We start from the raw sequence: 22,796 nt of genomic DNA on the forward strand, positions 1-22,796 counted from the left end.
GGCGCGCCGGAGCGCCTCCTCGGCGTCAGGAGGGGCGGACCGCCCGGTGCAGGGCCACCGCGCCACCGACGCTGTTGCGCCAGGCCACGTCGTCCCAGCCGGCCTCCGCCACCCGCTCCGCGAGCGCCCGCTGGTCAGGCCAGTCCCGGATGGACTCCGAGAGGTAGACGTAGGCGTCGGGGTTGGAGGACACGAGGCGGGCGATCCTGGGCAACGCCCGGATCAGGTAGTTCTGGTACACCACCCGGAAGGGGCGCCAGGTGGGCGTGGAGAACTCGCAGATCACCAGCCGCCCTCCCGGACGCACGACCCTGGCCAGCTCCCGCAACGCCTGGTCGGTGTCGGCCACGTTGCGCAGGCCGAACGAGATGGTGGCACCGTCGAACGCCGCGTCGGCGAAGGGGAGGCGCAGGGCGTCGGCCGCGACCATCGGGAGCCGGCGGAACTGACCACGGCGCAGCATCCCGATGGAGAAGTCAGCGGCGACCGTGAAAGCACCTGACCTGGCCAGTTGGGCCGTCGAGACGCCGGTGCCGGCGGCGAGGTCCAGGATGCGCTCGCCAGGGCGCGGGTCCAGGGCGCGGACCATCAGGTTCCGCCAGCGCCGGTCCATGCCGAACGCCAGGACCGTGTTGGTCCGGTCGTAGTGCTGAGCGACGCCGTCGAACATCTCGGCGACGTCTCGCGGTTGCTTGTCCAGTCCAGCCCTCGGCACGAGGACAGGGTACGTGCCACCCCGCGCCCACCGGACACGGTCGGTGACAGCCGGCCCGCCCGACCCCGCCGGTTCACACGGCTCGAAGTCGGGCGGGATACGGGAGAACCATTCCTCCGAAGTCCCCCATTTCCCGCCCGCCGTTCTTCGGTGGGCACGGCCGCCGAAGAACGGTCACCTTTCCCCACGACCACCCCCGACAATTCATCTCCTCGTCCACCTTGGCGAAGGAACGGTTTCCGGAACGTCCCACCAATCGGACACGTGCCGAATTCCAGGAACTCCTGAGGAATTCCCGAACACCGCCTCGGAACTCGGGGACCGGTCGCGGAGGAGAAGACTCGGTCATCTCCGCTCCCCCCTTGGCGCGGCATTCGGGACGTCCGGATCGGATGTGGCCGCCGGCAGTGGGAGGACGCCTCCAGACCCGCGAGATGCCCACCCGGGAGGCCTCCCGACCTGCCCCGACTCCCACCACCGCTGGCCCTGGCCCGCGCCGCGAACCGGACGTCGACCACCTCACCAACGGGAGCGAGTGACCCGGTACCGACGAATCCGCGACTCCGGCACCACTGCCGAAAACCGGGCTCCGAACCGAGGCAACCATTCGACCCCCGAAACGTCCCCGACCGCCGGAGACGGCGACCACGGTGTGGGAGGCACCACAGGGAGCCTTGGCCATCAGCCGTTTTCGAGACCCCGACCACAAAGCTTCACGAAAGCGTCACACGGCGCAGTGTGACTCCAATGACATGACCGATATCACCTTTGATCGGAGGCAACCTACCCCCTTCTCGGATCTCCGACGGGAACGCGGGTCCCACCCCGCGCCGGGCGACCACCCCTCCTCCGCGGCCCTCGCCAACCCCAGAAAAATGTGATATCTCTTTATTCGTCGGCGGACCAGCCGCGACACGACGACAGGGGGAAAGAGCGTGCTTGGATCTTCCGCGGCGCGGCGGACCCGGCCCGAGGGCCGCCAGTGGCGTCCCCACTTCGGGTCATCGAGGAGCGTGGCGAGCCGTCGAGCGCTCGTGCCGCTCCTCGCCACCGCGATCGGCCTGGCACCCGCGGTGACGGCCCACGCCACCGAGAGCACCGCGATCGGCCGGACCGGCACCATCGGTCCCGACCAGTCCGTCACCGTCGACGCCAGGGACGGCACCACCCTGCACGGGAGCCTCCGGCTTCCCGAGAACCCCGACCGGCCGGGACCGGCGGCGCTGTTGATCCCCGGCAGCGGTCCCACCGACCGCGACGGGAACCAGCCGGGCCTGGAGGCCAACACACTGCTGTCCGTCGCGGACACGCTGTCCGGCAGCGGGGTCGCCACCCTCCGGTACGACAAGTTCGGCAGTGGTGAGACAGGTGCCGACCCCGACCTCGACCCGGCCTCGCTCGAGTTCGACCTGTTCGTCGAACACGCCGCCGACGCCCTCGGGTTCCTCGCCGACCAGCCCGGTGTCGATCCCGACCGGCTCATGGTGGTCGGGCACAGCGAGGGGGGCATGATCGCGCTGGTGCTGGCGAACGGTCAGGAGGAGACCGCGCCCTCGGTCTCCTCGCTCGCGCTGCTCGCCCCCGCCAGCCTGCCCTACCTCACCACCATCCAGCTCCAGTTGCGTGAGCAGATCCCGGAGTGGCCCGGGCGGGGCCTGATCCCCGAGTCCCGGGTGGAGCCGCTGCTCGACGCCCTCGACGACACCGTCGAGGCCATCCGCGAGACGGGCGAGATACCGCCCTGGATGCCCGCCGAGTTCTACTACCTCGGCATCTTCCACCCGAGCAGCCTCCGCTTCCTCGTCACCGCCGACCACCACGACCCCAGGGAGCTGGCCGGGGAGGTCCCCGCCAAGGTGCCCGTGCTGCTGGCCTGCGCCGGTTCCGACATCCAGGTCCCCTGCTCCATGGTCGACGAGGTCCGCTCGGCGCTGGACGACCGTCCCGCCGGGACCCTCCGGTACACCCGGCTCCCCCAGGTCAACCACGTCCTCAAGGAGGTCGGCTCCAACGGCTCGGACGGCAGCGAGTACGGGGATCCGCTCCCGTTCTCCCGCCGGCTGCGCGCCGAGCTCTCGGTGTTCTCCCTCCGGCACCTCTGGCTTGGCTGACGCCGTCGGACTGGCCGGACCACCCTCGCGAGCAGCTCTTTCACCCGCTCGCGGGGGGTGGCCCGCCCTAGACTGGGCGCCGTCCACGGCGGACGACCCGGGGGTGGCCAGATGGACGAGAGCGCCGACCCGGTCCAGATCGGACACCGCGTGCGCGTGACCCGGCGCCGCCGGGGGCTCACCCAGGAAGCCGTCGCCAGGCGGGCCGGGATCAGCAGGCCGTACCTGGCGCTGTTGGAGTCGGGTCAACGCCGGTTCGACAGGAGCGGTCTCCTCACCGCCCTCGCCTCGGCGCTGTCCTGCTCCACCGTCGACCTCACCGGCGAACCCCACCCGTCCGCCGATCCCTCCGGCACGGCGGCGCTGTCGCTCCTACCGGCCATCACCGCGGCCCTCTACGGCTGCGACCTCGACGACGCGCCCGACCAGGAGACCCGACCGGTCGCCGAACTGCTCGCCTCGGCGCACCGCGCCAACAGGCACCGGGACGCCGCCCGCTACGGGGCCTCGGCTGCCGGCCTGGCGCCGTTGCTCACCGAACTGCACGTCGTCGCCGCCCACGGGCGGGACGAGGAACGGCGGCAGGCGCTGCGCGGCCTGGCATTGGCCTGCTACGTCGCCTTCAGCCTGACCAGGAACCTCGGTCACCCCGAACTCGCCGGCGAGGCGGCCCGACGCTGCTACCGGGCCGCGCGGCGGCTGGAGGAGCCGGCCTACCTCGCCTTCGCTGCCTGGCAGTACGGCACCGCGCTCGAACGGCTCGGCGCGCACCGGCGGGTACGGGCGCTGCTGGAGCGGACCGTGGACGAGGTGGCGGCCAGGGCCGACCCGACGGCCGAGGACACCAGCGTCGCCCAGGCGTACGGGATGGTGCACCTGGCGGCCGGCCTGCACGAGGCCAGGACCGGCGGCACCGGGGCCGAGCACCTCGAGGAGGCGGCGGCACTGGCCGCGCGCACGGGCGAGGGCGGCTTCCTCCGCCTGCACTGGGGGCCGACGAACGTCGCCCTCTGGCGGCTGGCCACCGAGGCGGAGGCTGGCGACGGGCCGGCCGCGGCCGAACGGTTCCGGCGGTCGGGGGTCGACCCCGGTGCCCTCGGCTCGCCGGAACGCCTCGGTGCGCACCACCTGGACCAGGCGTTGGCCTGGGGGCAGGCCGGCGGTTGCCGGGACGCCGACGCCATCCGCTGCCTCCGACTCGCCGAACGCGCGGCCCCCACCCGCACCAGGCACGACGCGAGGGCGTGCGAACTGCTCGACGACCTCCTGGCCCGGGCTCCCCGCGCCAGCGCGGAGCTGACCTGCCTCCGGGTGAGGTTCCACCCCTCGCACCGAGCGTGACCGATGTAACACCGGCTGTGACAACGTCCCGTACAGTGCGGCGACCGGCGGCGCCGGTCCTCATCAGCCACGCTCACCAGTCGGGGGACTTGTCATGAGCGAGAACGCCACCACCCGTCCACACCGTCCGCGTCAGGACCACCACGTGGGGCTGCCCTTCGTACTGGAGTCACGTGACGTGCTGCGCGGCTACCCGGTGCGGTGCCGGGTGGCGACCGACGCGGCGCGGAGCCTCGTGATCGTGACCGTGGCGGCGTGGCCGGAGTCCGGGGACCGCCAGGTCGAGCTCGCGTTGGACCACGGGCAGGCCCGGTTCGCCGCCGGGCGGCTGCGCAGTCGGACGGACGGGTGCGCGGTGGCCTCCCACCACGGCGCGGTGACCGCGGCGCTGTCGATCAGCACGAACCGGTGGCGCCACGCCCCGGTGACGGTGCTCGACGTGGTGGTCACCGGGAGTCCGGTGACCGTCGTCCTGGCGGACTCCCGGGTGGACGAGTTGGGGGAGGCCCTGCGGCTGGCAGCCGACCGCCTGCTCCCGCACCGGCCCCAGCCGGTCGAGCGGACCCCGCTCGCGGCGACGGGCTGAGGAACACGGGGTCAGGCAGGGGCGGCCGCCGCCCGCATCGGGCGGCGCAGCCACCAGATCAGCAGGCACAGGACGATCCACAGCCCGGTGACCACTCCCACCACGGGCACCACCCCGAGCCCGAACCCCCGCCCGGCCACCCGGACGAGGTCCGGGTTCTCCTGGTCGTACTCGACCCGGACGAGGTTCCCGCGTTCGAGGCCGTCCGGGTAGAGCACTCCGGTGGCCGGGCTGTGGACCGCGCCGTCGCTGGCGTGGTAGCGCACGAGCGTGCGGAAACCGGACACGGAGAGCACCTCGGCCGTGGTCTCCCCCAGGTTCTGGTCGATGTTCCGGTCGTTGCTCCACGCTCCGAGGACCAGCAGCGAACCCAGCAGGGTGCCGAGCAGCCCGGTCACCGCCAGACCGACCACCGACCACCTGCGGGGTCGGGACAACCCGCCCCACCTCGCTCCGCGGGGTGCGTCACGCTTCTCGGGCACGGCAGCGAAGTCTAGTCGGCGGTGCCGCCGCCCGGCCGGACACGTCGGCCCCCGGACGGACCACGTCTCGGGGCGCGGACCGGCCGGATCCTCACCTCTCGGGGAGCGCTCGGCGCACGGCCGCCCGCAGCCGGTCGTGGAGGTCGCGGAGCCGGCCCCGGTCGACCCGCACCTCCACCACGCGGAGTCCGCGCACCGTCGCCAGGGCGGCCGCGAACTCCTCGCGGTCGCGCGCCCTCGTGTGGGGGACGCCGTACCCGGCGCAGAGTGCGCCGAGGTCAGCGCCGTGCGGTGTTCCGAACACCCGCTCGAAACCGTGCCGGGAGTCGGGCTCGCCCTGTTCGAGCAGTTCGAAGATCCCGCCACCGTCGTCGTTGACGACCACCAGGGTCAGGTCGGGTCGTCGTTCCGCCGGCCCGATCAGCAGACCGTTGACGTCGTGGAGGAAGGTCAGGTCCCCCAGCAACGCGTAGCCGCTCGTCGCGCCGTCGTCCCGGCTGGCCGCTCCGAGCACCGCGCCGGCGGCGGTGGAGACGGCGCCGTCGATACCGGCGAGCCCCCGGTTGGCCAGGGTGCGTGTCCGCTGCCCGCCCCCCGCGACGAGGTCCACGTCGCGGATCGGGTTCGAGGAGCCGAGGAAGACGACCGCCTCGGGTCCAGCCGTGTCCATGAGCTCCCTGGCCACGTGCAGGCCGGTCGGCCACTCCTCGGCGGCCAGGAATCCGTCGACGGCGGCGGCGGTCGCCGCGTCGGCCTCCCGCCAGGCGGCGAACCAGTCGGGGTCGGCGTGCGAGACGAGTTCGTGGCCGGCGGGGCTGTCCAGGTCGGTGTCGTCCAGCCCCGGGTGGACCCGCCGCGCCACGTACTGCGGGTCCGGCCAGTTCTCCGGGTCGGCGACCATGTGGACCGTGCCGGCGCCGCGCAGCAACCGTTGGACGCCCCGGCTGAGGGTTGGTCGTCCAACGACGAGCACGGCATCCGGCATGAGCCGCTCCGGGAGCGCTCCGGAGTTCAGCAGCAGCATGCCGTGCCTGACCAGCGTGGGGGCCAGCCCCGCGTTGGCGGACGGTTCCGCCAGCAGGGGCCAGTTCACCCGTTTCGCCAGGGCTGCGACGCCGTCGAGGGCGCCGACCGGCCCCTCCCCCGCGACGACCAGGGTCCGGGGGGAGAGACCTGCCAACGCCGCGCCCCCGTCGGCTCCCTGCGCGCCTTGGGGAGCCAGGGTGACCGTCCAGGCGCCGCCGTCCGGGCGCCCGGCCAGCGAGTCCGGCCAGTCCGGCTGGTCCCGCTCCGGGCGGTGCGGGACCAGAGGTTCCCGGAACGGGATGTTGAGGTGCGCCGGGCGCCCGGCGTGCAGGGGCACGGCGGCGCGGCACAGCAGGCTGCGCCACACCGCGTTCCGCCCGGCGCGCCGTTCGGCCAGGGGGAAGGCCGTGGTGCTGACCAGCGGCCCGAACAGGCCGTGTTGCAGGGTCGTCTGGTTCGCCCCGGTGCCCAACAGCTCCGGTGGCCGGTCCGCGGTGACGACGAGCAGCGGCTCGCCCGCGTGGTACGCCTCCATCATCGCCGGCTGCATGTTCCCGGCGGCGGTTCCGGAGGTGCACACCACGGCCGCGAAGCCCGTGCGGCTGTGGCGGGCGCCCAACCCCTTGCTGATGCCCAGCGCGAGGAAGGCCGCGGAACGTTCGTCCACCCGCACGTGCAACGCGACCCGCCCCGCCTCGGCCGCGTCGTGCAGCGCGTAGGCCAGCGGGGCGTTCCTGGAGCCGGGGCACAGGACGACGTGCCGCATCCCGTTGCGGATCAGCTCGTCGACGATGACCGTGGCTTGCGCCGTCGAGGGATTCATGGACGTTTGGGGAACCGGCCGAAGTCGGGCTTGCGCTTCTCGCGGTAGGCGTCGCGACCCTCCTGGGCCTCCTCCGTCATGTAGAAGAGCAGCGTGGAGTCACCGGCGAGCTGCTGGACGCCGGCCAGTCCGTCGTCGGCCGCGTTGTGGGAGGCCTTGAGCATCCGCAACGCCAGTGGGGAGTGCTGGAGCATCCGCCTGGCCCAGTCGACGGTCTCGCGCTCGAGGTCGACCAGCGGCACCACCGTGTTGACCAGCCCCATGTCGAGGGCCTCCTGGGCTCCGTACTGGCGGCACAGGTACCAGATCTCGCGGGACTTCTTCTGGCCGACGATCCTGGCCAGCAAGCCGGAGCCGTAACCGCCGTCGAAGGAGCCGACCTGGGGTCCCGTCTGGCCGAAACGGGCGTTGTCGGCGGCGATGGTGAGGTCGCAGACGATGTGCAGCACGTGGCCCCCGCCGATGGCGTAACCGGCCACCATCGCGATCACGGGTTTGGGGAGGCGGCGGATCTGGACCTGGAGGTCCAGGACGTTGAGCCGCCCGATCCCCCTGCGGGCCACCTCGTCGTCGCCGAGGTAGCCGTCGTCGCCGCGGATGCGCTGGTCTCCGCCGGAGCAGAACGCCAGATCGCCCTGACCGGTGAGGATGATGACCCCCACCTCGTCGTCGTCCCTGGCCCGGTTGAACGCGTCCGACAGCTCGAAGAGCGTCTGGGGTCGGAACGCGTTGCGGACCCGGGGGCGGTTGATGGTGATCTTCGCTATGCCCTCGGCGATCTCATAACGGATGTCCTGGTAGTCGCCGAGCTGCTGCCACTCGCAGGCCAGCTCGATCGAGGAGTGTGCGGGATCGGTGGACGTCACCCGCTCAGGCTAACTATTCCCGAAGCGGCCCCACACCACGGCGTTGCCGTGAATCGGTCACGGGCAGCGACCGACGTGGAGCCGCCATCGCTCACGGGGGGCCGTTCCCGCCGCGTCCGGGTCGGAGACGGCCGGTCGCGTGAACGGTGTCTCACCGGTCCGGGGGCACCGGCCCCGCCGCCCGGGGCTACCGTCGCCGCGTCGGGCACCGGATGGGCGAGGATCGGGCAGATGGACACGAACGAGGGGACCGACCGCCGGCGGCTGGTCGTGGTGCGGGGCGCTGACCGCGTCGACGCGGTGCCGGCGCTGCTCGCCGAGCTGGATCGGGCGCTGGCCGGCCGGAGCGCGGTGTTGCCGCTTCCGAGCGGGCCGGCCCCGGAGGTGACGCGGCTGGCGGCGGCGTTGCTGCCGGCGGAGCCCGTGGAGGACGACACGGCCTTGGTCGTCCCCACCTCGGGGTCGACCGGCCTCCCCAAGGGGGTTCGCCTGACCGCGTCCGCGTTGCGGAGTTCGGCCGAGGCCACGCACGCGCGGCTGGGTGGTGGGGGGACCTGGTTGCTCGCCCTGCCCGCCACGCACATCGCCGGGGTCCAGGTGCTGGTGCGTTCCCTGCTCGCCTCCGCCGAGCCGGTGGTGATGGCCGGCCGGGGCGGCTTCCGCCCGGTGGAGTTCGCCGAGGCCGCCGGACGGGCGCTCGCCAGGGAGGGCCGCCACTACACCGCGCTGGTGCCCACCCAGCTCAGCCGCGTGCTGTCCGAGGGCGGGGACGCGGTCCGCGCCCTCGCCCGGTTCGACGCCGTGCTGCTCGGCGGCGCGGCCTGCCCACCCGCCTTGTTGGCCCGGGCGAGGGCGGCGGGAGTCCCGGTGGTCACGACCTACGGGATGAGTGAGACGGCCGGCGGCTGCGTCTACGACGGCCGGCCCCTACCCGGCGTGCGGTTCCGCCTCGCCGACGATCCCCGGACGTCCCCCGCCGACCTGGTGACCGGGGACGGGGTTGGTGTCGTCGAGCTGGCTGGCCCGGTGCTGGCCGCCGGTTACCGCCTGGACCCCGACGCCACCTCGGCCGCGTTCCGGGACGGGTGGTTCCGCACGGGGGATCTCGGTCGCCACGACGGGGAGGGAACGCTGGAGATCATCGGGCGGCACGACGACCTCATCAACAGCGGCGGCCTCAAGATCGCCCCGGTGCTGGTCGAGCGCGCCCTGACGGCCGTCGAGTCGGTTCGGGAGGCGTGCGTCGTCGGGCTCCCGGACGCGGAGTGGGGTCAGGCCGTCGTCGCCGTGGTGGTGGGGGAGCCGACGGCCGCGCCACCCGACCCGGCCGAACTCCGAGCCGCCGTTCGGGACCAGTTGGGAGCCGCGGCGACACCCAAGGTGGTGCGGGTGGTCGCGGAACTCCCGTCGCGGGGCCCCGGCAAGGTGGACCGGGCGGCGGTGGTCGCGCTGTTCGGCGGGCGCTGACCCCCCGGACCTCCACCGCCCTCGGCCGAGCCCCGGCCCGCCACCGCGGGTCGGCCCCCGCCGCTCACCCCGCGCCCGGCGGGGGCGGCGGTCCTGGCTGGTTCCTCGGCGGGTGGGTCCGGCGCGGCGGACGGGGCAGCGGTCCGGGCGCCCGACCCGCGACGGGTCCCGTCCCGCCGTGCCCCCGCTGGCCCGGGGCCGGGGAGAACCGCCTGGGTCGGGTGTCACCCGCCCCCGGGTCCGGTGACGGCGGGGCGGGCCGGGGACGGACGGGGGGCCCGACGATCCTCGGTAGTTGGTCCGTGGGGGCCTCGACCTCGGCGAACCGCCCGGTGGGCGCGTCGCGCTCCTCGCCCGGCCGCTCCCCCTCGGGCTCCCCCGCTCGTCGCGCGGCCCGTACCCGGGTGACGACGAAGAAGATGACCGCGGCGGCCACGGCCACGATGACGACGCGCTGGAAGATCCCCGCGTAGTCCTCCACCAGGTGCCAGTTCTCGCCCAGCTGGTAGCCGGCGAGCACGAAGATGGTGTTCCAGATCAGGCTGCCCGCCGTGGTGAGGGCGATGAACGACACCATCGGCATGCGTTGGATACCGGCCGGCACGGAGATGAGGCTGCGGAAGATCGGGATCATCCGGCCGAAGAAGACGGCCTTCGCTCCGTGGCGGACGAACCAGGCCTCGGTCCTGTCGAAGTCCGAGACCTTGAACAGGGGGATCCGGGTCACCAGCGCTCTGGTGCGCTCCGGCCCGAGGGCCGCCCCGACGAGGTAGGTGATGACCGCTCCCACGACGGAGCCGAGCGTCGTCCAGAACAACGCGCCAGGCAGGCTCATCGTGCCCTGGCTGGCGGTGAACCCGGCCAGGGGCAGCACCAGCTCGCTGGGGATCGGGGGGAAGAGGTTGTCGAGGCCGACGATCAGCGCCGCCCCGGGGCCGCCCAGGGTCTCCATGAGGTTGACGGCCCAACCGGCGAGCCCGTCGAGTTCGGCGCCGGCCGTGTCCTGCGCGAGGTTCATCCACTACTCCTGGTAGTCACCAGGAAAACGGTACGGAGGCGCCCGTCACGACACCATGAGGTCGACGGTAGCCCCGGCCCCGGCTCCGCGCAGGGGAGCCGGGGCCGGGGACCCGCTCAGCAGTCGGACACGGAGGGTGACGATACGGGCATGGCCAGCAGGCCGACCCCGGCGGCCAGCAGCGAGGCCAGCCTGTCGGCCGACCTCCCGTGGAAACGGACGCGGCGTCGAGCCGTGCCCTCGCCCACGAGGGTGAGGATGACCCCGTTCGTGGCGGGCTCCACCAGCAGGCTCGCCACCACGGCCTCGGGGTGGAGGACGGTCACCACGACGGGCGCGCGCCGCTGGATGGCCGAGGTCGCCCTGCGGGCCTGCCCGACCTCGAACCCGACCGTTCCGCCGGTGGCGTCCCCCAGTCTGAGCAACAGCAGGAGCTGGTTGGGGCCGAGTTCCAGGGTGACGGGGACCGGCCCCCGGTCGTGTTCGTCCCAGCCGACGATTCGGCGGGTCCAGACAGGGGCCTCGGCGGGGTGGTCGGGCAGCTGAGGACTCATCACGGTGCACTCCGTCACGCCAGGGGTGCGGCTCCGGGTCCGCTGCGGAGCAGGGGCCGGGCGCGCGCCGGTCAGGTTCCGTTCTCTCCACGCTGTGGACTGCCGGGGAGGCGTCAGCTGTGCGGCGACGTCCCCCTGCCGAGGACGGTACGTGTCCGCGCCGGCACCACCTGGGACGCGCTGTCCTACTGCCCGTTCGGCGGATCCGGACTAGCCGAAGATCCCCAGCCGCTCCGCCAGTCCCCGCAGCCGACTGGGCCGTTCCCTGGCGAGGAGCTCCGAGACGATGCGGCGGGGCATCGTCTGGTGGCTCATCCAGTCCGGGGCCATCCGCTCGGCGCTGAGCAGGATGTCCAGGGCCTGTTGCTGGTGGCCGAGGCGGGCGTGGGCGAGGGCGCGGTCGGCCAGGTGCCGCGCCCGGGACGCCAATGGCAACGACGGGGTCCTCGGCATCCTCCTGGCCACCGTGAGCGCCGTCGTGTAGTCCTCGGTCACCACGGCGACGTCGACCCGCTGCATGGCCACCTGGGAGGGACCGAAGTACGTCTCGTAGTCCCGCCGGTCGTGGCCGATCCTGCGGGCGACCGCGTCGGCCTGCCCCACCAGGTGGGCCGCCTCCGCCGACCGCTGGTCCCGGGCGGCGGCGGTGGCCGCGGTGAGGACGAGGCTGCCGAAGGCGGACAGGTGGGTGGGTGGCGCGTCGCCGAGCGGTTCGATGGCCTCCGCGGTGCGCACCGCGAGCCGCCGCGCCTCCTCGTACCGGCCGCGCCCGAGCAGCTGCCAGGCCACCGACCCGCGCAGCGTCGCGGACAGCAGTTCGTCGGAGCCGCCCTGGGCGGCGGCGAGCGCCTGCCGGACGGCGAGGAAGGCCGCGTCGTGCTGGCCGAGGTGCACCAGGGAGCAGCCCGTGACCCACAGCCCCCTGGCCAGCAGCTCGGCGGCGGCGGCCCGCTCGCCCTCGTTCGCCGCCCGTGCCGTGGCCCGCAGCTGGTGCAGGGTCGGCGCCAGCACCGCGCTCAACAACGCGTACCGGCCACTCCAGTACGCGCCCCACGCGTACTCGACGATGCGCCTGGCGTCCACCAGCGTGCTGGCCTCGCCGGGTGTGGGATCGCCGTCGTCGAGCAGGTCGTCCACCGAGGTGAGCACGCGCCGGACAGCGACGATGCCGGCGTCGGGATCGGTGGAGGGGATGCCGGCCGGACGCCCGAGCAGTTCGGAGATGTCGACGTCGAGCGCGCGCGCGATCCGCTGGAGACTGCCGATGGACGCGGTCTGCCTGATGCCCTGTTCGAGCTTGCGCACGAGGTCGACCGAGACTCCGGCCCGGTCGGCGAGCTGCTGCTGGGTGATGACCCTTCCCCGCAGTTCACGAATGCGAACACCGATGCTGGTGTTGCCCATCGAAACGACCTCTTCATCCGAGTGGCCGCCTCCCGGCCGCGACGGCGCGAAGGGAGTCGCCTCACGGCGATGAGGTCGGCGTGGTCAGGGACACCGCGACCCGGTCGGACCGCGGTCGGTGCGGACGCCCGCTAGACGGGTGGCGGACGCAGGTACACCAGGCTGGCGCCCTCCTCCAACAGGTCGGCGAGCTGCCCGACCGTGTCGGTGAAGCGGATGCGCCAGCCCGGGGCGCCCCGGCCGAGGAGGAACAGCACCACTCCCAGCGGGTCGGGCTCGACCACGAGCTGGCAGCCGCTGGCCTCCCGGTGCAGAACGGGGACCACCAGCCGGGTACCGGAGCGCAGGCACCGCGCGGTCTGCTCGGCCCCCCGGCGGTCGAGCCCGAAGCTGCCGACCATCGTCGAGCCGAGCCGGAGGACGACCAACAGCCGCCGGGGGCTGATCTCCACCTGGTTGGTGACGCGGCCATCCCGCTCCAGATCCCAGCCGTACACGCGGTGGAACCAGCGGTAGCGGTCCGGGCCGTCCTCCGGAACCAGCTCGTTCGCCGGAACCGGCAGCCCACCACTCACGACGCTGTCCCCCAACCGAGGGGCCGGCACCATCCCGTCCGGCACTCGGCAGTCCTCGGCACTCCGATCGGCGCAACCCGCTGCGCCGCTTGCGGGAGACGACCGTTCGTCCATGTCAAACCCCCTAGTCCGGCCGGTAGAAGGTGCCAGACAAGAAGACCGGCGCCTCGGGGTGTTCCCGTAGCCTGGGAGCCTCCTCACGGTGAACTCACGCACACTCACGGTTGGTGGAATCCATGCCAGACCAGGCTCAACCCGGAACCGACACCAGGCCGGAACAGGCTGCCTTCATCGCCGAGTTCCGCCGCTGGCGAGACGTCCGGGGCCTGTCACGGGCCGCGCTGGCCAAGGCGATGGACTACAGCAGGTCCTACGTGTCCAAGGTCGAGAGCGGTGGGGAACAGGCCTCCCGCGAGTTCGCCAGGGCGGCCGACAGCGCGCTCAACGCGGGCGGGGCCCTGCGCAGGGCCTGGCGCGAACAGCAGGCGTTACGCGGCGGGGCGACCCGCACCCCGAGCCCCCCGCCCGTCCCCGTCATCGAACCCGCCACCGGGCTGCTGGTCGAGCACGACCACGCCGAACTCCGCTACGAGCAGGGCTTCTACACGGCGACGATGCGCCGGAAGATCGTCAACACCGGTGACGCCCCCATCACGCGGTACCTGATCAGGATCTCGGTCGACCGGTTCCCGGACGACCCGCGCCGGTCCAACGACCTCTACCGGGACAACCCCCTCGACTGGGAGGAACTGGGCCTGCGCGCCTGGCACGGGGAGGGCCGCCACGAGCCCATGCGCTGGAGCGTGCAGCACGACCGGGACGCCTTCAAGGAGGTCTGGCTCCAGTTCGCCAACGAGTCCGGCCGGTTCCCGCTGTACCCGGGGCAGAGCACCTGGATCGAGTACACCTACCGCGTGCCCGACGACAAGTGGGGGCACTGGTTCCGGCGCGCGGTCCGGCTGCCCACCCACCGGTTGTCGATCAGCCTGGACTTCCCCGCCGCGCTCGACCCCTCGGTGTGGGGGCTGCACACCTCGATGACCGCCGAGTCGATGCCGTTCCAGACCGCGATCGACACCCACGAACGCGACGGACGCCGTATCCACTCGTGGTCAACCGACGATCCGCCCCTCCACGCCCGCTACCGGCTCGAATGGCACTTCCGCAACGACGAGCGCCGACAGCCCGTCCCGCCGAAGCCGAGCCAGATCATGGCCTCGCTCGGGGTCGTGCAGGAAGGTGATCCGGTCCTCCGCCGGCCCGCGCGGGAGTTCGACCTGCCCTCGGAGGCGGCCGACGCGCAACGGGTCATCAGCGAGCTGCGGCTCGCCGGGGACCGGGTGGTCCGGGCCCACACCTTCGGCAAGGGCATGGGGGTCGCCGCCCCGCAACTGGGCATCGAACGCGCGGCCGCGATCATCCGCCCGCCGGGCAGCTCCGAACCCATCACCCTGCTGAACCCGCGCGTGATCGAGGCGAGTGACGACACCGACGAGCAGTACGAGGGCTGCCTCAGCTTCTTCGACGTCCGCTCCCTCGTCCCCCGACCGCTCATGATCCACGTGGCGCACCAGGACCTCAACGGCGAGCGCCGGATCACGGTGTTCGAGCGCGGCGTCGCCCGTCTCGTGGCCCACGAGATCGACCACCTCGACGGTGTCCTCTGCCGGGACTACCTCGGGGAGCGCGCCCAACCCATCCCCGTCGAGCAGTACCGGAGCAGCGGGCAGGCCTGGTCCTACTCGTCCCCGCAGGGCTGACCGCCCTCGGCGACCGGGCACCGCGCCGGGCGCGGCGTCCACGGCCGGGGAACGACCTGGCCGGCGGTTCACCGGGAACGGCGATAGCAGAGGATGGGCACATGGCCACACTCGCGCAGTGGATCGAGGGCGCGCGTCCGCGCACGCTGCCCAACGCGGTCGCCCCGATCATCGTCGGGAGCGGCGCCGCCTACGGTGTCGACGGTTTCGTGCTGTGGCGAGCGCTGGCCGCGCTGGGGATCGCCCTGCTGCTGATCCTGGGCGTCAACTACGCGAACGACTACTCCGACGGGATCCGGGGCACCGACACGGTGCGGACCGGCCCGCTGCGGCTGGTCGGCTCGGGCGCGGCGAAACCCCGGCAGGTCCTCTTCGCCGCCGTCGGCTGCCTCGCGCTGGGCGGGCTGGGGGGCGCGGTGGTCACGCTGCTCACCCAGCAGTGGTGGCTCATCCCCTTCGGCCTGTTCTGCATCGCCGGAGCGTGGTTCTACACGGGCAGCAAGCGACCGTACGGCTACGCCGGCTTCGGCGAACTGGCGGTCTTCGTCTTCTTCGGGCTCATCGCCACGCTCGGGACCGTCTACCTCCAGGCCGAACGCATCAGCGGCATCGACATCGGCTGCGCGGTCGCCGTCGGTTGCTTCTCCAGCGCGGTACTGGTCGCGAACAACCTGCGGGACATCGAGACCGACGCCAACGTCGGGAAACGAACCCTGGCGGTGCTGCTCGGCGCGCGGGACACCCGGTTCCTCTACGCGGCGCTGGTGACGATCCCGTTCTTCATCACTACGCTGATCGGTCTGCGCAACTCGGCGGCGCTGGCCGGGTTCGTCGCGATCCTGCTGGTGATCCTGCCGATCAGGATCGTGCTGCGCGGCGGCACCGGACGAGCCCTGGTCGGGGTGCTCCGGGACACCGGGCTGGCGTTGCTGGTGTGGTCGGTGGCCACCGGAGTGGCGCTCGCGCTGGGCTGACGCCAGCGGGCCTCGGCGGATCCCGCGCTCCGGCGCACGGCGCGGTCAGCTACCGGCGCGTTCGCCGCGCAGCTCGGCCCGGAGGCGTTCCCGCTTGGCCCTGCGCTGGCCGGACCGCGCGGCCAACGCGTCCGCCATCCGGGACCGCAGTCCCCGGAAGGCGATCATTGACACCGCCATCCCGAAGACCAGGGCGATGAGCAACGCCACGAGCAGGGGGACCCCCAGCAGCCCGAGCAGCAGCGCGAAGAGCAGGACGATGCCGACTCGGGCGGCCGTGTAGAGCAGCACGGGTCCCATCCAGGCCACCGGCTCGTCGGTCGCGCTCGGGGCGGCTTCCGCCCCCCGCGGGGTCTCCTCGGACACCGACGGAGTCTCGACGGGTCGACCACCGGTGCTCACGGCATCCTCCTCACCCGGGTCCTGCGGTACGGGCCTGACGGCCGGAGCCGTCACCACCCACCCACGCACCCTACGCGGCCACGTCACGGACGGGACGACCCCGCACGCCGAACCCGGCCTCAGGCCTCCACCGGACCCAGCTCCGAGGGGGTGTTGGGCCGCCCCTCGAAGCGGGTGGAGAGGACGATCGTCGTCCGGGTGCGGGCCACCCCCTCGATGCGCCGAAGCCGCCCCAGGCTCTTCTCCAACTCGTCCATCGCCGCCACCCGCACCTTGACGACGAAGGCCTCCTCGCCCGCGACGGCGTAGCACGACTCCACCTCGGGCAGCTCGGCCAGCGCCTCGGCGATCCGGTCGTCGTCCCCCTCGTTGGTGGGGTGGATCCCGACGAGAGCGGTCACGCCGAGCCCGACGGTGCTCGGGTCGACGACGGCGTGGTACCCGGTGATCACCCCGGCCGCCTCCAGCTTGCCCACCCGCTCGTGCACGGCGGAGGCGGACAGTCCCACCTGACGTCCCAGATCCGCGTAGGTGGCACGCCCGCTGATCCGCAGCGCGGCGATGATCCTCCGGTCGACAGCGTCCATGACCGTCGATTGTCCCGGACAGGCGCTCGGCCCCCAACGAACCGTCGGCGCGGGGCGCTCGCCAGCGGTTTTCCCCGCGTGACCAGGCCCGGGAGGTCGGCGTGAGTCCGAAGCGAGCGATTCGTGCCTTACTGTCCCTTTACCTACTCACAAGCGTTCGAGTACCTGGTGGGTGAGGTGTCACGATGCGACCGGTACGTCGGTTTTCCCGACAGTCGAGGAGGCTGCTTGTGTCCGGGTCCATCCAGCAGGCCGAGGAACGCTCACCGGAACGACTGCTCACCCCCGGCGAGGTGGCGACCATGTTCCGGGTCGACCCCAAGACGGTGACCCGGTGGGCCACCGCGGGCCGGATCGGCTCCATCCGCACGCCGGGAGGCCACCGCCGCTTCCGGGAGTCGGAGGTGAAGAGCCTGCTCGCCACGCTCACCCGGGAGGCGAGCACGCCGGTGACGGCGAGCTGACCACGTCCGCCCCAGGCCAGGGGCCGCCGCCAGCCGTTCGGCCGGCTCCGGTCCCGGCCCCAGGGCACCCGCCACCCCAGCCCTGCTCAACATGAACAGTTCGAAACGGGTTAACCTCGCATAGGGACAAGGAGGTGGCGACTGTGCTGTACCTGCTCGCGGCTATCGGCGTGATCAGTGTCGCGGTGCTGCTGTGGCGCGCGTTCGCTCCGGAGCGGGTAGGGGCCGCCCCACGGCCGGAGACGGCCAAGGCCCCTGACGACGACCCGGAGTTCCTGCGCCGACTGGCCGAGCGGCAGTGGGAGGAACGCCGGCGGCAACAACGCCGGTCGGAGCGTTCCGACCCCGACAACGAGAACCCCTCGGGTTCCTGACACACCGGCCCGGCCACGCCGGAGGGGTCCGCCGCCGACGTCCCGTCGGCGCGGGCGCCCGGCGGCGGCGTCCGGACGCCGGGTGGAGCGACCACACGGGCCGTTCCGCCGGCCAGCGACCCCACCCGTCACCGAGCTGGGCGACCCCGAGCCGGCGTGGCGGAGCCACCCGGCCCCGGAGGCCTCAGCTCGTCCGGCTGACCGCCTGCGGGAAACCGTCCGCCACGGTCGCCGCGAGTTCGAGCAGCCCCAGCCGGGTGTCCGGCCCGAGCCGGTCCAGTTCGATCTCCGCCCCCTCCTCCAGGTGACCGTCGAACGGGATCCGGCAGACGGCCCGGCAGCGGGATTCGAAGTGTTGCGTCAACTTGTCCAGGTCCACCTTGCCCGAGCTCGGCCGGACCGAGTTGATGACGGCGATGGAGCGGGAGACCAGGTTGCGGTAGCCGTGCGCGTCCAGCCAGTCGAGGGTCGCTGACGCGCTCCTGGCCCCGTCGATGGAACCGGACGACACGATGACCAGGGAGTCGGCGACGTCGAGCACGCCCCGCATCGCCGAGTGCATCAGCCCCGTCCCGCAGTCGGTCAGGACCACGTTGTAGAAGAGCTCCAGCAGGTCCACGGTGCGTCGGTAGTCGTCCTCGCTGAACGCCTCCGACACGGCCGGGTCCTGTTCGCTCGCCAGCACCTCCAACCGGCTCGGCCCCTGCGAGGTGTACGCGCGGACGTCGCTGTACTTCCGGATCCGTTCGGCGTCCCGGAGGAGGTGGCGCACGGTGGCCGTCGTCTCCAGCGGGATCTTCTGGCTCAGGGTGCCCCGGTCGGGGTTGGCGTCCACCGCGATCACGCGGTCCCCCCGGAGAGAGGAGAAGGTGGACCCGAGCGTCGCGGTCGTGGTCGTCTTCCCGACGCCACCCTTCAGGCTGAGCATGGCGATCTTGTAGCAACCCTGGAGTGGCTGGTTGATCCGGGCGATCAGTTCCCGCCGCCGTCGGTCGTCCGTGCTCTCGCCGAGGTTGATGGTCTGCCCGCTGAGCCGGTAGACGGCTCGCCGCCACCCGGACTGGGGCGGGCGCTTGGCCTGCCGCAGCAGCCGTGAGGAGGCGAGGTCCCGCTGCTGGCCCCCGGCCGGCTGCTGACCGTGCTGGGGGTTGGAGTAACCGTAGGGCGGCTGCCCCGCCGCTCCCCCGTCCTGCGCCTGGTGCGGTCCGGACACCGCGGGGTCAACCTGGTAGGGGCCCGAACGCGACGGATCGACCTGGTACGGACCCGAACGCGACGGATCGACCTGGTACGGACCCGAACGCGACGGGTCAACCTGGTACGGACCCGAACGCGACGGGTCAACCTGGTACGGACCCGAACGCGACGGGTCGACCTGGTACGGACCCGAACGCGACGGGTCAACCTGGTACGGACCCGAACGCGACGGATCGGGGTAACCGGCCGGCTGCGGACCTGACGGGGTCTGTTCCACGTAGTAGGGCCCGCTGGCGGAACCGTCCCCGCCGGGGTGTCCACCGGCCGCCTGCCAGTTCGGCTCCGAGCGCGATTCCGGCTCGTACTGTCCGGTCACCGTTCGTCCTTCCACACGAGCGAACGGATCGAGCCTTCCCCGACCCGCCTCCGACGGTAACGCCAGTCGTTTCCCGTGCTTGTGGGGGGTTCGCGTTCCGTCCGCCAGACCAGCGCCACCGCCGATCAACCGACTCCAGCATAGGAATGCAGGCCCGCCACAACCAGGTTCACGAAGAAGAGGTTGAAGACGACGGTGGCGAAACCGATCACGTTGATCCAGGCGGCGGGCACCCCGCGCCAGCCGGTGGTGGCCCGCGCGTGCAGGTAACCCGCGTAGACCACCCAGGAGATGAAGGCCACCGTCTCCTTGGGGTCCCACCCCCAGAACCGGCCCCAGGCCGCCTCGGCCCAGATGGCCCCGCAGATGATGCCGAAGGTCAGGATCGGGAACGCGAAGACGGCGGTGCGGTACGCGAGCCGGTCCAGCGCCACGAGGTCCGGCAGTTTCGCGCCGAGGTTGCGGAACCGCTCCGGCCGCCGCTCGTGCGCGGACTTGATCAGGTACGCCACGGCACCCATGCCGGAGACCAGCAGGATTCCACTGCCGACGATGGCCGCGGAGACGTGGATGATGATCCAGTAGGAACGCAGCGAGGGCACGAGCGGCGCGGCCTCGGCGTACAGGAAGGTTCCAGCGACGAAGTAGAGGATGACCACCGGGAGCAGCACGAAGACCGCGATCTCCCGGACCGGGTGACGCCGCAGCACCACCAGCCAGGCGACGACCGCGGCCAGGCACAGGGCCGCGATGTACTCGTACATGTTGCCCCACGGAATGCGGCTGGTCGCCAGACCCCGCAGCACCAGGGACGCCAGTTGGAGGACGGCGGCCAGCACGGTCAGGGCCACGCCCATCCGGCCAAGCCGAGCCGCCAGCGGACGTCGGTCGCGGACCCCGGGACCGAACGCCCCGCCCGGCGAGTCCTCCTCCGGCCGGTCCAGCGTGGCCACCCCGCCCGCGGCGACCCCGGCGGCCGGTGTCGCCGCGCGCTGCTTCGGCTTGCGGGTGAATCCGTACTCCGCGGCGTGCAGCAGCAGTCCGAGCATGAACACGGCCAACGCGGCGGCGTAGCAGAGATCGCTGTAGACCGACAGCGTCTCGTTGACAGGCATCAGGTGTCCTTCCCGTGCGCCCGGGCCGAGGCGGGCTCCGGGTCAGCCGGCGGTTCCGAACGGCCGGCGGGCTCCAGCTCGGCGGCGAGCCGGGTGAACTCCTCGCCGTAACCGGCCTGGTCAGTCCGTGCCAGACCACCGATGCGCACCACGGTACGACCACCGGGGTCATCCGGATCGGCAGGGGTGGCGCGCACCCAGACCCGGCGCCGTTTGATCCCCAACGACAGGCTCAGCCCCAGCAGTACCGCGATGCTGGCGACCAGGACCCAGATCTGCGCCGGGTCGTGGGAGACCTGGAGCGAGACCCAGTCGTCGACCCCGTCGAAGCGGATCACGGTGCCGTCGTCCAGCTCCAGTTCCTCACCGACCGACAGGTTCTCCCTGGCGACCCGTTCGAGGAGGCCGGCGTCCACCATCTCCTGGTCGATCTCGAAGATCGACTGCCCTCGGCCGGAGTCGTTGCCCAGGTTCCCGCGCAGCACGTCCACGGCGACGGCCGGCTCGTTGAGCGCGGGGAACCGGGAGGTCAGCAGGGTTCCGTCGTAGGCGGGGGTGGGCGCGAGCAGGCCGGTGATGGCCAGCTGGCCGCGGTGGCGTTCCTCCTCGTCCGGTGTCCCCGGCGGATCGAACTTGGTCGCCCCCTCGGAGAGCATGGTCTGGAGTTCCACCGGCCGCCACTGCGTGTTCTTCACCCGTTCCTCCCCGTTGGGGAAGGTGACGGTGAAGCGGGGCGCGTAACCGTGCCCCAGCAGGTACACGCGGTCCGTGCCGGTGCGCAGCGGGTGGTTCACCTGGAGCTCGTGCTCACTCCACTCGCCGGTCTCCAGGGCGTCGCCCACCTGGTAGGACAGGTCGGCGTGGTACTGGAGGGCCTGCCCGGTGGGCAGGTGCTCGGCGCGGAACCCGTCGACGCGGACGCAGAACGGGTTCAGGTTGGTGCCGTCGACGCTGATCCCGGCGTTGAAGGAGTCGTAGTTGTAGATGCCCGAGTTGCAGAACTCCTGGCCGTCGGCTCGGACGATGGTCTGGCCCTCGTACCCGAACAGCTCGCCCAGGGCGAAGGCGACCAACAGGCCCAGCATCGCGGTGTGGAAGACCAGGTTCCCCGCCTCGCGGAGGTAACCGCGTTCGGCGCTGAGGGTTCGGACGCCCTGGTCCTCCTCGCGTTCGGCGACCCGCCACCCCCTGAGCACGGTCCGGGCGTGCGCGACCGCCTCCTCGGGCGACACGTCGGTCTCCACGCGGTGGTGGTGCGGCAGCCGGTCGAGGTTCCTCGGCGTCAACACCGGCCTGGCGCGCAGCTGCCGGACGAACTCCGCGCACCTCGGCACCACGCACCCGACGAGGGAGGTGAACAGCAGGACGTAGATCGCGGCGAACCACACGCTGCCGAAGACGTCGAACATCGACAGCCGGTCGAGGAGGGGGGCCAGACGCGGGTTGTCGTTGTAGTAGTCGACGACGAGTTCCGGGGCCACCGACCGCTGGGGGAGCAGCGCGCCGGGCACCGACGCCAGCGCCAGCAGGAACAGCAGCACCAGCGCGGTCCGCATGGTCGTCAGACCACGCCAGTAGTTCCGGAGGGTCGCCAGCACCACCCGGTGCGGCGCGCGTCCCGGCCTGGTCTCCTCCCGGGCCTTCGACTCCTCGGCCATCAGAGCGGCAACTCGAAGCCGCTGATCGGACCACGCAGCACGCCGATGAGCCAGTTCCAGGTACCGGTCACGAGCAGAACCCCCACCACGATCATCATCACGCCACCCGCCAGCTGGATCCTCCTCGTGTTCCGCCGCAGCCAACCGGCGCTGCGCACCGCCCAGCCCGCGCCGACCGCGAGGAGCACGAACGGCAGACCCAGACCGAGGCAGTACGCGGCGACGAGGGTGACCCCCCTGGTCAGGACCCCGCCGTCGCCCTGGGTGGCGATGGCGAAGGACAGCACCCCGGTCAGGGTCGGGCCGAGGCAGGGTGTCCAGCCCAGCGCGAACACCCCACCGAGGAGTGGGGCGCCGAGGAGACCGTCCCGGCGGACCCGGTGGAACCGGAGATCACGTTGCAGGGCGGGCACCAACCCGAGGAAGACCAGTCCCATCGCGATGGTGATCACGCCGCCCACCCGCTGGAGCACGACCTCGTTGGCCGTGATCGTCTCGGAGAGGCCGAGGAGGCTCACCGTCGCGAGCATGAACACGACCGTGAAACCCAGGACGAAGAGCAGCGCCGCGCCGGCGACCCGCCACCGACCCGCACCCGCTTGCTGGCGCGCGTCCCGCGCCGTCGCCGGCCCCTCGACCGGCTCGATCGAGGACGTCGAGGTCTGGGACGCCGAGGGCGACGCGCCGGCGGGAACCGGTTTCCCCGCCCGGTCGGGGACCTCGTCGGGTGCGGACGCGCCGACCAACCCCGCGAGGTAGGCGAGGTAGCCGGGAACCAGCGGGATCACGCACGGCGACGCGAAGCTCACGACGCCGGCCAGCGCCGAGAGGCCCATCGCCAACAGCAGCGGGCCGCTGATCACGAACTCGGTGGGGTCCACGCTCAACGAGAGTAAGTAGTACGAAACGGATACGGCGCCG

21 protein-coding genes and 1 pseudogene are annotated in these 22,796 nt (G+C 72.4%); 8 read left to right on the forward strand and 14 right to left on the reverse strand.

The genetic code is table 11. The features are described 5' to 3' along the window. Window positions 1-25: 25 nt before the first annotated feature. Window positions 26-715 (reverse strand): demethylmenaquinone methyltransferase, encoded by a 690-nt coding sequence (locus tag ACOJVX_RS23690; protein ID WP_081715546.1) that lies wholly within the window; start codon window positions 713-715, stop codon window positions 26-28. A gap of 1,013 nt (window positions 716-1,728) precedes the next feature. On the opposite strand from ACOJVX_RS23690, the gene ACOJVX_RS23695 reads away from it, so the two are divergent. The 3 genes from ACOJVX_RS23695 to ACOJVX_RS23705 all read left to right on the forward strand — a co-directional run bounded on the left by ACOJVX_RS23695 (window position 1,729) and on the right by ACOJVX_RS23705 (window position 4,753). Beyond that, window positions 1,729-2,826, forward strand: a complete 1,098-nt coding sequence (locus tag ACOJVX_RS23695; protein ID WP_418153289.1) for an alpha/beta hydrolase family protein — start codon at window positions 1,729-1,731, stop codon at window positions 2,824-2,826. A gap of 111 nt (window positions 2,827-2,937) precedes the next feature. Continuing rightward, window positions 2,938-4,167, forward strand: a complete 1,230-nt coding sequence (locus tag ACOJVX_RS23700) for a helix-turn-helix domain-containing protein (RefSeq protein WP_418153288.1) — start codon at window positions 2,938-2,940, stop codon at window positions 4,165-4,167. Window positions 4,168-4,261: 94 nt separating this feature from the next. Continuing rightward, complete coding sequence (locus ACOJVX_RS23705; protein ID WP_026419573.1) at window positions 4,262-4,753, forward strand: hypothetical protein; 492 nt, start codon at window positions 4,262-4,264, stop codon at window positions 4,751-4,753. A gap of 11 nt (window positions 4,754-4,764) precedes the next feature. Here ACOJVX_RS23705 and ACOJVX_RS23710 read toward each other — a convergent pair whose 3' ends face one another. The 3 genes from ACOJVX_RS23710 to menB all read right to left on the reverse strand — a co-directional run bounded on the left by ACOJVX_RS23710 (window position 4,765) and on the right by menB (window position 7,950). Then, the gene (locus tag ACOJVX_RS23710) at window positions 4,765-5,235 is read right to left on the reverse strand and encodes a DUF3592 domain-containing protein (RefSeq protein WP_245588863.1); all 471 of its coding nucleotides are present in this window, start codon (window positions 5,233-5,235) and stop codon (window positions 4,765-4,767) included. Window positions 5,236-5,326: 91 nt separating this feature from the next. Then, a complete protein-coding gene (gene menD / locus ACOJVX_RS23715) occupies window positions 5,327-7,084 on the reverse strand; it encodes a 2-succinyl-5-enolpyruvyl-6-hydroxy-3-cyclohexene-1-carboxylic-acid synthase (protein WP_418153287.1) in 1,758 nt (585 codons plus the stop codon). After that, window positions 7,081-7,950, reverse strand: a complete 870-nt coding sequence (menB, locus tag ACOJVX_RS23720; RefSeq protein WP_081715548.1) for a 1,4-dihydroxy-2-naphthoyl-CoA synthase — start codon at window positions 7,948-7,950, stop codon at window positions 7,081-7,083. Before menB ends, menD begins: the two co-directional genes overlap by 4 nt. A 231-nt stretch (window positions 7,951-8,181) precedes the next feature. Here menB and menE point away from each other — a divergent pair, with 231 nt between their 5' ends. After that, window positions 8,182-9,417, forward strand: coding sequence for an o-succinylbenzoate--CoA ligase (menE, locus tag ACOJVX_RS23725; protein WP_035292510.1), 1,236 nt, complete (start codon window positions 8,182-8,184; stop codon window positions 9,415-9,417). 379 nt (window positions 9,418-9,796) lie between these two features. On the opposite strand, the pseudogene ACOJVX_RS23730 reads toward menE, so the two are convergent. The 4 genes and pseudogenes from ACOJVX_RS23730 to ACOJVX_RS23745 form a co-directional block, all read right to left on the reverse strand. Further along, a pseudogene (locus ACOJVX_RS23730) lies at window positions 9,797-10,435 on the reverse strand (DedA family protein); the annotation flags it as partial. Window positions 10,436-10,551: 116 nt separating this feature from the next. After that, window positions 10,552-10,989, reverse strand: a complete 438-nt coding sequence (locus ACOJVX_RS23735; RefSeq protein ID WP_155886200.1) for a hypothetical protein — start codon at window positions 10,987-10,989, stop codon at window positions 10,552-10,554. 210 nt (window positions 10,990-11,199) lie between these two features. Beyond that, window positions 11,200-12,393, reverse strand: coding sequence for a helix-turn-helix domain-containing protein (locus tag ACOJVX_RS23740; RefSeq protein ID WP_418153286.1), 1,194 nt, complete (start codon window positions 12,391-12,393; stop codon window positions 11,200-11,202). Between the two features lie 131 nt (window positions 12,394-12,524). After that, the gene (locus ACOJVX_RS23745) at window positions 12,525-12,968 is read right to left on the reverse strand and encodes a hypothetical protein (RefSeq protein ID WP_155886201.1); all 444 of its coding nucleotides are present in this window, start codon (window positions 12,966-12,968) and stop codon (window positions 12,525-12,527) included. A 236-nt stretch (window positions 12,969-13,204) separates the two neighbouring features. Here ACOJVX_RS23745 and ACOJVX_RS23750 point away from each other — a divergent pair, with 236 nt between their 5' ends. Both ACOJVX_RS23750 and ACOJVX_RS23755 read left to right on the forward strand, forming a co-directional pair. Next, entirely contained in the window at window positions 13,205-14,728 is a 1,524-nt protein-coding gene (locus ACOJVX_RS23750) for a peptide deformylase (protein ID WP_026419580.1), read from the forward strand. A 101-nt stretch (window positions 14,729-14,829) separates the two neighbouring features. After that, complete coding sequence (locus ACOJVX_RS23755; RefSeq protein ID WP_026419581.1) at window positions 14,830-15,702, forward strand: 1,4-dihydroxy-2-naphthoate polyprenyltransferase; 873 nt, start codon at window positions 14,830-14,832, stop codon at window positions 15,700-15,702. 45 nt (window positions 15,703-15,747) lie between these two features. On the opposite strand, the gene ACOJVX_RS23760 is transcribed toward ACOJVX_RS23755, so the two are convergent. Beyond that, entirely contained in the window at window positions 15,748-16,104 is a 357-nt protein-coding gene (locus tag ACOJVX_RS23760) for a DUF4229 domain-containing protein (protein WP_245588864.1), read from the reverse strand. A 119-nt stretch (window positions 16,105-16,223) separates the two neighbouring features. After that, window positions 16,224-16,691, reverse strand: a complete 468-nt coding sequence (locus tag ACOJVX_RS23765; RefSeq protein ID WP_026419583.1) for an Lrp/AsnC family transcriptional regulator — start codon at window positions 16,689-16,691, stop codon at window positions 16,224-16,226. Between the two features lie 230 nt (window positions 16,692-16,921). On the opposite strand from ACOJVX_RS23765, the gene ACOJVX_RS23770 reads away from it, so the two are divergent. Further along, entirely contained in the window at window positions 16,922-17,155 is a 234-nt protein-coding gene (locus ACOJVX_RS23770; protein WP_016698350.1) for a BldC family transcriptional regulator, read from the forward strand. Between the two features lie 134 nt (window positions 17,156-17,289). Beyond that, complete coding sequence (locus ACOJVX_RS23775) at window positions 17,290-17,529, forward strand: hypothetical protein (RefSeq protein WP_372492990.1); 240 nt, start codon at window positions 17,290-17,292, stop codon at window positions 17,527-17,529. A gap of 184 nt (window positions 17,530-17,713) precedes the next feature. Here ACOJVX_RS23775 and ACOJVX_RS23780 read toward each other — a convergent pair whose 3' ends face one another. The 4 genes from ACOJVX_RS23780 to ACOJVX_RS23795 all read right to left on the reverse strand — a co-directional run bounded on the left by ACOJVX_RS23780 (window position 17,714) and on the right by ACOJVX_RS23795 (window position 22,756). Further along, window positions 17,714-19,102 carry an AAA family ATPase gene (locus tag ACOJVX_RS23780; protein ID WP_422647099.1) on the reverse strand — a complete coding sequence of 463 codons (1,389 nt, stop codon included), beginning with the start codon at window positions 19,100-19,102 and terminating at the stop codon, window positions 17,714-17,716. 125 nt (window positions 19,103-19,227) lie between these two features. After that, complete coding sequence (gene ccsB / locus ACOJVX_RS23785) at window positions 19,228-20,217, reverse strand: c-type cytochrome biogenesis protein CcsB (protein ID WP_422647100.1); 990 nt, start codon at window positions 20,215-20,217, stop codon at window positions 19,228-19,230. After that, window positions 20,217-21,875, reverse strand: coding sequence for a cytochrome c biogenesis protein ResB (gene resB / locus ACOJVX_RS23790; protein WP_026419585.1), 1,659 nt, complete (start codon window positions 21,873-21,875; stop codon window positions 20,217-20,219). The genes ccsB and resB overlap by 1 nt, the downstream gene beginning before the upstream one ends. Beyond that, the gene (locus ACOJVX_RS23795; RefSeq protein ID WP_422647101.1) at window positions 21,875-22,756 is read right to left on the reverse strand and encodes a cytochrome c biogenesis CcdA family protein; all 882 of its coding nucleotides are present in this window, start codon (window positions 22,754-22,756) and stop codon (window positions 21,875-21,877) included. Before ACOJVX_RS23795 ends, resB begins: the two co-directional genes overlap by 1 nt. Window positions 22,757-22,796 lie beyond the last annotated feature (40 nt).

This window comes from Actinoalloteichus caeruleus (assembly GCF_049311605.1).
GTDB classification, from domain to species: domain Bacteria; phylum Actinomycetota; class Actinomycetes; order Mycobacteriales; family Pseudonocardiaceae; genus Actinoalloteichus_B; species Actinoalloteichus_B caeruleus.